This is a genomic window from Shewanella sp. CG12_big_fil_rev_8_21_14_0_65_47_15, from assembly GCF_002783505.1.
GTDB lineage: Bacteria > Pseudomonadota > Gammaproteobacteria > Enterobacterales > Shewanellaceae > Shewanella.
This window is the reverse complement of record NZ_PFGL01000018.1, coordinates 10,873-21,056: the sequence shown is the minus strand read 5'-3', so window position 1 is coordinate 21,056 and position 10,184 is coordinate 10,873. Positions and strand designations below refer to the sequence as shown.

General features: G+C 45.2%; 7 protein-coding genes and 3 tRNA genes. 5 read left to right on the top strand and 5 right to left on the bottom strand.

Annotated features, from left to right (window positions below):
• Nucleotide 1: 1 nt before the first annotated feature.
• The 3 genes from COW15_RS04795 to COW15_RS04785 all read right to left on the bottom strand — a co-directional run bounded on the left by COW15_RS04795 (nt 2) and on the right by COW15_RS04785 (nt 703).
• A tRNA-Met gene (locus COW15_RS04795) sits at nt 2-78 on the bottom strand.
• Between the two features lie 340 nt (nt 79-418).
• Nucleotides 419-495 (bottom strand) — tRNA-Met (locus COW15_RS04790).
• A 131-nt stretch (nt 496-626) separates the two neighbouring features.
• Nucleotides 627-703: transfer RNA gene (locus tag COW15_RS04785), tRNA-Met, on the bottom strand.
• A 257-nt stretch (nt 704-960) separates the two neighbouring features.
• On the opposite strand from COW15_RS04785, the gene rlmKL reads away from it, so the two are divergent.
• From rlmKL to rmf, 5 genes are all read left to right on the top strand, one after another.
• Nucleotides 961-3,102: a bifunctional 23S rRNA (guanine(2069)-N(7))-methyltransferase RlmK/23S rRNA (guanine(2445)-N(2))-methyltransferase RlmL gene (gene rlmKL, locus COW15_RS04780; RefSeq protein ID WP_293630526.1), complete on the top strand. Its 2,142-nt coding sequence runs from the start codon at nt 961-963 to the stop codon at nt 3,100-3,102.
• Complete coding sequence (locus COW15_RS04775; protein WP_293630525.1) at nt 3,095-3,355, top strand: glutaredoxin family protein; 261 nt, start codon at nt 3,095-3,097, stop codon at nt 3,353-3,355. Before rlmKL ends, COW15_RS04775 begins: the two co-directional genes overlap by 8 nt.
• A 1-nt stretch (nt 3,356) precedes the next feature.
• Nucleotides 3,357-5,282, top strand: coding sequence for an ABC transporter ATP-binding protein (locus COW15_RS04770; protein ID WP_293630524.1), 1,926 nt, complete (start codon nt 3,357-3,359; stop codon nt 5,280-5,282).
• Nucleotides 5,283-5,310: 28 nt separating this feature from the next.
• Nucleotides 5,311-7,137, top strand: coding sequence for a DUF3466 family protein (locus tag COW15_RS04765; protein ID WP_293630523.1), 1,827 nt, complete (start codon nt 5,311-5,313; stop codon nt 7,135-7,137).
• Between the two features lie 188 nt (nt 7,138-7,325).
• Nucleotides 7,326-7,502 (top strand): ribosome modulation factor, encoded by a 177-nt coding sequence (gene rmf / locus COW15_RS04760; RefSeq protein ID WP_006082074.1) that lies wholly within the window; start codon nt 7,326-7,328, stop codon nt 7,500-7,502.
• A gap of 93 nt (nt 7,503-7,595) precedes the next feature.
• On the opposite strand, the gene fabA is transcribed toward rmf, so the two are convergent.
• Nucleotides 7,596-8,111 carry a bifunctional 3-hydroxydecanoyl-ACP dehydratase/trans-2-decenoyl-ACP isomerase gene (gene fabA / locus COW15_RS04755; RefSeq protein ID WP_293630481.1) on the bottom strand — a complete coding sequence of 172 codons (516 nt, stop codon included), beginning with the start codon at nt 8,109-8,111 and terminating at the stop codon, nt 7,596-7,598.
• Between the two features lie 74 nt (nt 8,112-8,185).
• Complete coding sequence (locus COW15_RS04750; RefSeq protein ID WP_293630479.1) at nt 8,186-9,919, bottom strand: AAA family ATPase; 1,734 nt, start codon at nt 9,917-9,919, stop codon at nt 8,186-8,188.
• Nucleotides 9,920-10,184 lie beyond the last annotated feature (265 nt).

The following is a 10,184-nucleotide window of genomic DNA, read 5'->3' as shown; positions in this document are numbered from 1 at the left end:
TTGGTTGCGGGAGCTGGATTTGAACCAACGACCTTCGGGTTATGAGCCCGACGAGCTACCATGCTGCTCCATCCCGCGTCCGATATCTATCTGTATTGCAGTACTATTTTTTTAATCATTATTTAGCTTGGTTACGAGAGTAGGCGTTGAATAACGACCTTCGCCCGTGGTTTATAAAGAGTTGAGCCCGATGAGCTGTTTCTATTTATAAACCTACATTAGATTGGTTGCGGGAGCTGGATTTGAACCAACGGCCTTCGCCAGTTGTTTATAAGGAGTTGAGCCCGATGAGCTGTTTCTATTTATAAACCTACATTAGATTGGTTGCGGGAGCTGGATTTGAACCAACGACCTTCGCCCGTGGTTTATAAGGAGTTGAGCCCGGCGAGCTGTTTCTATTTATAAACTACTATTAGATTGGTTGCGGGAGCTGGATTTGAACCAACGACCTTCGGGTTATGAGCCCGACGAGCTACCATGCTGCTCCATCCCGCGTCCGATATCTATCTGTAAACTATGCTTTAAATTGGCTGCGATAGCTGGGTTTGAAGCAACGACCTTCGCCAGTGGTTTATAAAGAGTTGAGACCGATGAGCTGTTTCTATTTATAAACCTATGCTTTAAATTGGTTGCGGGAGCTGGATTTGAACCAACGACCTTCGGGTTATGAGCCCGACGAGCTACCATGCTGCTCCATCCCGCGTCCGTCTTCAAAGCGGGGCAGACTATAACGGCAGTGAGAGGGCAATGCAAGGACGAATCTTAAAAAATAGGGTGAGTGCTCAAATATAAAGCGTAGTGCGGGGGTTTTAGGCGATCTTCGGGCCAGTCTAGTATTCTGTTCAGTGAGCAGGCACGAAATCGACTGACAAATTCTGGCTTTGGCTAATAACTGTTTATCTTTTATCTATTCGAGCAGGTATAATGTCGCTTTGATTTTGACTGCGTACTGATTATCCCATGCTTAATTTTTTTGCCGCTGCCCCTAAGGGCTTTGAATATAGCTTAGCCCAAGAACTGACTGAATTTGGTGCGACTGAGATTAAAGAAAGTGTTGCTGGTGTGTATTTCACCGCACCTTTAGCCTTAGCGTACCGCATTACTTTATGGACTCGTTTAGCCAGCCGCATCGTATTGGTTATCTATAAAGGCAGCTGTGAGTCGGCAGAGCAACTGTATAATGCCGCTTATTGTATTGATTGGCCTGCACATTTTTCTAATAAAAGCACTTTTAGTATCGATTTTCATGGTACGGGCGGCTTTATTAACAATACTCAGTTTGGCGCACTGAAGATTAAAGATGCGATAGTCGATAGGTTCCGTGACGATGGCGATGAGCGCCCTAATGTCTCTCGCACCGATGCGGATTTTAAAGTCGATGCGCATTTCCGTAATGGTGTGATTACCATTGCGATGAATTTCTCCGGCCCATCGCTGCACCAAAGGGGCTACCGTTCCACCACAGGTGAAGCACCTTTAAAAGAAAACCTTGCCGCGAATATGTTAGTGCGAAGTGGCTGGCAGGCAGCGCCTTCTACCTTACTCGATCCCTTTTGCGGTAGTGGTACTGTGTTGATTGAAGCGGCATTGATGGCGGCGGATATTGCTCCTGGGTTGCAACGCAGTCGTTTTGGATTTGAACATTGGCGTCGCCACGATAAAACCCTGTGGCAAGAGATTGTCGCCGAGGCTAAGGCCCGCGCTTCCTTAGGGGTTAAGCGCTGCGAGATTAAATTTTATGGTTCGGATATTGATTCGCGCCTCGTTGCACTGGCTAAACGCAATGCCGAAAATGCCGGCGTGCTGGAGCTGATTGAGTTTAAGGTCGCTAATGCCCTTAATATTGAGCCGCCCGCGGCAGAAGGTTATCTTATCACCAACCCGCCCTATGGCGAGCGTTTGGGTAATGTCTCTGAACTTTTGCAACTTTATTACCAACTTGGCGATAAATTTAAAAAAGAATTCGGCGGCTGGAAAGTCGCCATGCTCTGTAGTGATATCGAGCTAGTCTCGTCGCTTAAGCTAAAAGCCGATAAACAGATGAAGATGTTCAACGGCGCCCTCGAGTGTGCCTTTAACCTCTACACTCTGCATGCGAACAGCACTCGCCGTGATACGCCAGTTTTGCCTGAAGGGGTCGATATTGCCGATATCGCGCCCGCCTTTGCGAACCGCATTAAGAAAAATGCTAAGCAGTTAGAAAAGTGGGCAAACAAAGAAGGCATTGATAGTTATCGTATTTATGATGCCGATATCCCTGAATATAATGTCGCTGTCGATAAATATTTAGACTATGTGATTGTGCAGGAATATATGGCGCCAGCGACCATTCCTGAGGCTGTGACCAAGCGTCGTTTAAGTGATGTGTTGCTGGCATTGCCCGCAGCGATTGGGATTCATCCTAATAAGATCATCATGAAAACCCGTGAGCGTCAGAAAGGCACTAATCAATATCAAAAGTTAGATGAGCGTAAATTAGAGCTGATCACCACTGAGTATGGCGCTAAGTTTAAGTTGAACTTAACGGGTTATTTAGACACGGGGTTATTCCTTGACCATAGATTGACTCGCCGTCTCGTCGGTCAAAAGGCCAAGGGGCGCAGGGTGTTGAACCTATTTTCCTATACGGGTTCTGCGTCGGTGCACGCGGCGCTCGGTGGGGCAAAGTCTGTCACCACGGTCGATATGTCAAACACTTACCTTGCATGGGCAAAGGAAAACTTTGCACTTAATGGACTGCAGGGTAAGCAATATGAATTTGTGCAAGCGGATTGCTTACAGTGGATCCGCGATTGCACTCTCGATAAAAAAGTGCAGTATGATTTGATTTTTATCGATCCTCCAACCTTTTCTAATTCAAAAAGAATGGAAGATTCCTTCGATGTCCAAAGGGATCATGTCAATTTACTCGGTGCCTTAGTGAAACTCTTAAGCCCAACGGGGGAGTTAGTGTTCTCCAACAATAAACGTAAGTTTAAGATGGACATAGAAACACTCAGCAAGATGAATATCACAGTGAAAAACATTGATGACATCACCTTGCCGATGGACTACAAGCGTAATCCCCATATCCACAATACTTGGTTAATTACCCATGCCTGAATTGCCACTAGCCCTTATGCCTGAACCGCAGCAGGTTTACGTGCTATACCACACAGAGGGATGCCATCTGTGTGAATCAGCCGCCGAACTGCTCGCCAAGGCGGGGATTGCATTTCAAGCCATCGATATTTGCGATGATGAAACATTAGCGGAGCGTTATGGCGTGTCTATCCCTGTACTGAAAGCATGGGACGACCGCTGCCTATTTTGGCCATTTAACGCAACGCAATTACAAGAATTTATAGGAGCTTAGTTTGAGTCTGGTTCGTATCAATAATGGCTCTTTAGCCTATGGTTACACGCCGCTACTGCAGAATGCGGATTTTACCATTGAACGCGGTGAGCGTGTGTGTATTGTTGGGCGCAATGGTGCTGGTAAGTCGAGCTTATTGAAGATTTTAGACCGTGAGGTGCTGCTCGATGAAGGTGAATTTAACATTGATGGTAATGTGACTGTGAGCCGTTTACAGCAAGATCCACCTAAAGCCGAGCAAGGGACTGTTTATGCCTATATTGCCGCCGGCCTTAAGGAAGTGGGCGAGGCGCTTGAACGCTATCACCAACTGTCACACGATGTCGCCCATGCCTCCCCTGAAATGATGGATCGCATGCTCAATGAAATGCAGGGCCTGCAGGAAACATTAGACCATTACAATGGTTGGCAATTAGATTCGCGCATCCAACAAAATTGTGAACTATTAGGCTTAGATCCCGATAAATCCCTAAGCGAATTATCCGGTGGTTGGCAACGTAAGGTGGCATTGGCCCGCGCACTGGTGAGTGAGCCTGATCTATTGCTGCTCGATGAGCCCACCAACCACTTAGACATTGATACTATTGAGTGGTTAGAAAAATTTCTACTCGATTATCAAGGAGCCATCGTTTTTATTAGCCATGACAGGGGCTTTATTGCCCGCATGGCGACACGAATAGTGGATTTAGACCGCGGGGTTGTGACCTCGTGGCCGGGTAATTATCAAGCTTACCTTGATGGTAAGCAGGAATGGTTGCGGGTCGAAGCCGATAAAAATGCATTATTTGACAAACGCTTAGCCGATGAGGAAGTGTGGATCCGCCAAGGGGTGAAGGCCAGACGTACTCGAAATGAAGGCCGAGTGCGTGCACTCAAGGCCCTGCGTCAAGAACGCAGCGAGCGTTTAAACCGTCAGGGTAACGCCAAAATGGCGGTGGCTGAGACGGAACGTTCTGGTAAATTAGTGTTTGATGTTAAAGACTTAAACTACAATTTACCCGATAAAAATCTGGTAAAGAACTTTAATACCACAGTGATCCGTGGTGACCGTATCGCCTTAATTGGTCCAAATGGTTGTGGCAAATCAACACTGATTAAGTTGTTGATTGAAAAGTTACAACCCCAGTCTGGCGAAGTGAAAGTCGGCACTAAATTAGAAATTGCCTACTTTGACCAATACCGTGAAGCCTTAGATCCTGAGCAAACCGTTGAAGATAACGTTGGTGAAGGTAAAAAAACCATTACTATCAATGGCCAAGACCGCCATATTTTAAGCTATTTGCAGGATTTTTTATTTTCGCCTATGCGAGCCAGAACACCGGTAAAAGCCCTTTCCGGTGGCGAGAAGAACCGTTTATTGCTGGCGAAACTATTGATCCGCCCTGCAAACCTTATCATTCTCGACGAACCGACAAACGATCTTGATATCGAGACCCTAGAATTGCTAGAGTCGCTGCTAACCGAATATCAGGGCACATTGTTATTGGTCAGTCATGATAGGGCGTTTATCGATAACACAGTCACCAGCAGTTGGTGGTATGCCGGTAATGGTCACTGGAGCGAATATGTTGGTGGCTATCAAGACGCAGTGAATCAGGGGGCAAAATTTTATTCTGAGGAACCTAGTTCATTAAAGGCGGTCGAAGCTCCTGCCATTCCCGCTAAAGCGGTGGAAGCTAAGGCGGTCGAACCTGTTAAAGCGTTGAAAAAACTGTCTTACAAGTTACAACGTGAATTAGAATCGTTGCCCAATGTGATGGAACAGTTAGAGGAAGATATCCTTGCACTGCAAACTGCTATCGGTAACCCCGATTTCTACAGTCAGGCGCAGGATAAAGTCAATCTGGTACTAAGCCAGCTGGCGGATAAAGAACAGCAATTGGAAGTTTGCTTCGAGCGGTGGGAAGAGCTTGAGTCACTGAAGTAAACCAATAATAAAAATGGGAATAGAATTAATGAAGTTAAAGTTGGATAACGCCCTGTCCTTGGTTGCCTTAGGTGTCCTTGGTGTATTGAATAGTGCCCATGCTGCACCTGTCTATGAAATAGTCAATATTGATAGTTATGACTTGAAAGGCACGCTCGAAGGGACGCGTAATGGTTATGCTTTAGGTATCAATGCAAATGATGAATTAGTCGGTATTTCAAAGGGTAAGAAAAAACTCAGCACCGCCGATGTTGAGGATGGGGTGATCGATGTTGAAGATGGTATCGCACCTGAAGAAAGCATCACTTATTCTATTACAGAGCCAATTATTGCCAATAACTTTGCTTTTACTGCCGCCCAAAATGGCGCTGAGGGTGCATGGTTACCGACTTTTGACAGTATCAGTGGTACAACCCCCCCCAGTGATACCACAGTGATAAACTCAGTCGATAGTTTTTATTATGGTATCAATGATACGGGTACCAAAGTCGGAAGTATGACAGCCCCCGAAAAGAAAACCGAAAATACAGCAACCACAGATGTCACGGATGATTATTGGTATTACCGTGACTTTGAATTCCGTGGCGTGGTGAAAACGGGCGACTCTGAAATTCCATTACCACCACCTTATACTCAATATGTGAAAGACGATAAAACCGTTGAATTAGGTGGTTGGTCTGCAGCTTCGGCCGTTAACAACAATAATCTTGTTGTGGGTTATGCGAGCACCGATATCAGCAAATATGGTGGTGATCGTGTGACCTATTGCCTCAGTTCAGATAACACTTTGCCATTAGATGTGTGTGTGCAGCGTGAGCAGTATCCGAATACCAGTGGTACGCGTAATATCCAATACCAGACCCGCGCCTATGTATGGCAACTCGATAATGGTGTCGCCACTGGCACGACGTTACCTTTAGGGCTAACACCTGCAAGCGGTAGTACGTTAACTTTTACCGCACAGGCTCTCGGTGTGAATGATAATGGCGTTGTCGTTGGACGCTCGCATGTATACCGTAACAACAACACCGATAAATTGCGTCAAGACGCCGCTTATTGGTCTAAAGATGCAGAGGGTAACTATCAATACCACTGGATCAAAATGGGCGATTCTATCCAAAATTCGATTGCCTATGATATTAATGACAATGGTATTGTGGTGGGGAGCTATCGCAGCTACATCCAAGGATATTTACGCGATAAATTCTTTTATTTTGATATGAATACCCCTGATGTGGGCTATGTCACTCCGAATGATTTTGCGACAACGACCACGGATCTGTCGAGCAAGCCTAAGGATATCAATAATAAGGGCCAAGTCGTGGGTTATATTGAAACGACCTATGATAAAGAAAAGCCTCGACCTAAGGCTGGCTTTCTCTATGAGAAATCCACGGGTGAATTTAGCAACTTAAATACTTTGCTCACCTGCGAATCGAAAGGTTTTGAGAAAGGCAGTGATGGCAATTGGACTCGTCATCAAGTCGAAGTGCAAGACGGCTCAGGTAAGGTTTTGACCTATAACAGTGATATTTTGGTCGTAGAGGCATCAAGCATTAATGAAGATGGCGCTATTGTCGGAACTGCTTTTATTCGTAAACCGTCATACCAGTTTGATGATAAGGGAAATGTTGTTGTGGGTGAAAATGGCTTACCCCTATTTGAGTTGAGCGGTAATGGCGATCCTGTGACAGCTTACATTCCACGTATGGTCGTGCTTAAGCCTACCACCAATGGCGAAGCTTGTACCGTAGACGATAGTACGGAAGCGGGTAACTATGAGCGTAAGGGCGCCGCGTCTTTAGCTTGGTTACTTGCCTTACCACTGATGTGGTTCCGCCGTCGCAAAGGCTAGTTTTTAAGATTGAATTCAGACTCAAAAATCGAGGCAAAATGCCTCGATTTTTTTTTAACTAAGATCTCAATAGTTTAATAAATAGTCGATATAATAGGCGATTTTTTTGATTGATCTTAGAGTGAAAAAGCACTATTCCTATGGGTGAAGCTTTTGCTTCTATTTTATGTAGAACAGAGGACGCTTGCATGAAAAGACAAAAACGAGATCGTTTAGATAGAGCTTTTTCCAAAGGATTCCAAGCTGGTGTAGGTGGGCGCTCGAAGGAGCTCTGTCCTTATGCAAATCTTGATTCGCGATCGCAGTGGTTAGGCGGTTGGCGTGAAGGTGTGGATGGCCGAGTTAATGGGTTATTTAACAAGTGATGAGCCTTTGCTCAACAAGTTAAATATCCCGGAATACACAGAGTAATGCAGCATAATTGCCCTCAGACGAGGGCATTTTTATTACATAAACAATTAGAACGTCGAAGTATCACTAAAAACGCCGACTTTAAGATCGGTTGCACTGTAGATTTGACGACCATCGACTTCGAGGATGGCATCGGCAATACCCATCACCAATTTACGATGAATAGTACGCTTGATATTCAGTTTGTAAGTGACTTTCTTCGCCCCAGGTAATACTTGGCCAGTAAACTTGACCTCACCCACGCCAAGTGCACGACCCTTACCTTCAGCACCTTCCCAACCTAAGTAAAAACCGACCAGTTGCCACATTGCATCTAAACCTAAGCAGCCGGGCATAACGGGATCGCTAATAAAATGACAACCAAAGAACCATAATTCTGGATTAATATCGAGTTCAGCAACAATTTCGCCTTTACCAAACTCACCGCCATTATCGTTGATGGTGACGATTCTATCGATCATCAGCATGTTATCGACGGGGAGGCGGGGAGAGTTTGGACCAAATAATTTCCCATGGCCACAGGCGATGAGTTCTTCTTTATTGAAACTGTTTGCTTTATTCATTGTTTTACTACTCCAGCAATAAGAGTCGCCAAGATTAGCGAACACGTGTACGCTAAACAACTCCGATCAGCTAATTAGCGACGAAATAATCCTAATTTTGCGAGCAATCGCGCCATTAGACCAATTTCTTCTTCACCATTGCCTGCAAGCTTATCGAGTCTTTCCTGCACTAAACCATATAAAGAATCGTGTGGAAAATCATTGTCTTCATCGGCAACACCCGCGGGCATCTGCATTAATAGCTCGACCGCTTGATCCATATGTTCGACAGCATAGATATGGAATAACCCTTTGCCTACAGCTGTAATCACTTTAGGGGCTAAGTTAAGCTGTAACACATTCGATTTGGGCATAATCACGCCCTGTTCACCCGTTAAACCTCGGCGCTCACATAAATTAAAGAATCCTTCAATCTTCTCATTAATGCCGCCGATGGCCTGCACGTTACCAAACTGATCGAGTGCACCGGTAATGGCTAAGGATTGAATAATCGGCTGTTCGGCAATGGCTGACATAAGACAACAATATTCGGCGAGTGATGCACTGTCGCCGTCGATTTCCTGATAGGACTGCTCAAAAACGATATTGGCATTGAGATGCAGTGGCGCGTCACGGCCAAAGATACGATACAAACAGGCCGATAGGATCATCATCCCCTTGGCGTGAATATTGCCCCCAAGTTCAGATTTTCTTTCAATATCTGCCACTTCCCCATCACCGTAATGGACCGAGGCGGTAATTCGGGCGGGTTCACCATAGCTATAATCAATGGCATCGATAACAGTTAATCCATTGATTTGCCCTACCATAGCACCAGTTGTTGGCAGATTTATGAAATTATCATCGAAGCTTTGGCCCGAGAACTCTTCGGAGCTATTGTGGCGATAATTTGCTTGGATAAGGGCATGTTCAATGCTGCTGGCGTTAATACTTGGCTTACCACGATAGGCCTTAGCCTGTGCCATCAGTTGAGCAAACTCAAGCATAGACAAACTTAAGCGGTGTTGATGTTCAGTGAGGCGTGCACTGTAACGGAACAGGGGCGCGAGGCTAGATTGCTCTAAACTCACCTCAACACTGTGGGCGATAGCCTGTAACCAAGCGGCGTACTGGGATTCTTTATAACGAGTGAGATCCATTTCACTGGCCAGTTCCGCTAATAGAGTGAAATGGCGTTGAAACTGCCAATCCTCTGAACGAATTTGACTGTAAATCATCCCTGCGCCAACGAGGATAATTTTACAATTCAATGGAATTGGACTTAAGGTGCTGCTGATTTGATATTCTTTTTGCGTGAGGATTTGCATGACTAAATCCCATAAACTCTCACGCTTCCATAGTGACTCGGCACAGATAAAGAGGGTATGGCATTGGGCCAAGGCTCCTGCCTGATATTGACTATTGTTCTCCGATTGTACCATTCGTCCGATAAGATCCACGCGACGGATATTGCCGCTCAGGTATCGATATTGAGTGCTTTTTTCTGCAATATAACCTTGATCCTCTAGTGGTTGCTCGTACTGCCATTGAAACTTAATGGTTTTATCTATTGGCCTTGTTGCCACAAGATAAGCGGGCGCTTGTGGCGTTAAGGTTTCCATCAAAGCTTGTATTATTAAATGACGGTCAATCCCAGGAAAATCGGCAAGATAAAGCTGTTGATCTCTGATGGCATTGTTTAGCTTAAAAGCATCAAGGGCACGTTCTTGGCCTAAGAGTAAAGCGCTTAAATTGACAGCCGATTGAGATAGGGTGGGCAGGCTAAATTCAGGTGCGAGTGACGATGTCGATATCAAGAGTGAATTCATATAAGCATTTACCGTAAGAAGTTATCGTGATTTTACCATACCCGAACCACAAGTCTCTCACTGTATAGGTGTTTTTACGCGCCTTTGCCCTCTAATTAATGAAAATTAGTTTGATTTCCGTCCGAAAAAACATCGCGATGAACATAAGATGAGCATTCGGTTCGATAATCGAAAATTGAGGTTTACAATAGATCGCGATACTTATATTATTTGCGGCGTTCGGAGGGGTGGCAGAGTGGTTTAATGCACCGGTCTTGAAAACCGG

Bases quoted from the DNA above. Each gene is read 5' to 3' on its own strand.
- rlmKL (WP_293630526.1), top strand. From the start codon at position 961: ATGCTTAATTTTTTTGCCGCTGCCCCTAAGGGCTTTGAATATAGCTTA.
- COW15_RS04775 (WP_293630525.1), top strand. From the start codon at position 3,095: ATGCCTGAATTGCCACTAGCCCTTATGCCTGAACCGCAGCAGGTTTAC.
- COW15_RS04765 (WP_293630523.1), top strand. From the start codon at position 5,311: ATGAAGTTAAAGTTGGATAACGCCCTGTCCTTGGTTGCCTTAGGTGTC.
- rmf (WP_006082074.1), top strand. From the start codon at position 7,326: ATGAAAAGACAAAAACGAGATCGTTTAGATAGAGCTTTTTCCAAAGGA.
- fabA (WP_293630481.1), bottom strand. From the start codon at position 8,111: ATGAATAAAGCAAACAGTTTCAATAAAGAAGAACTCATCGCCTGTGGC.
- COW15_RS04750 (WP_293630479.1), bottom strand. From the start codon at position 9,919: ATGAATTCACTCTTGATATCGACATCGTCACTCGCACCTGAATTTAGC.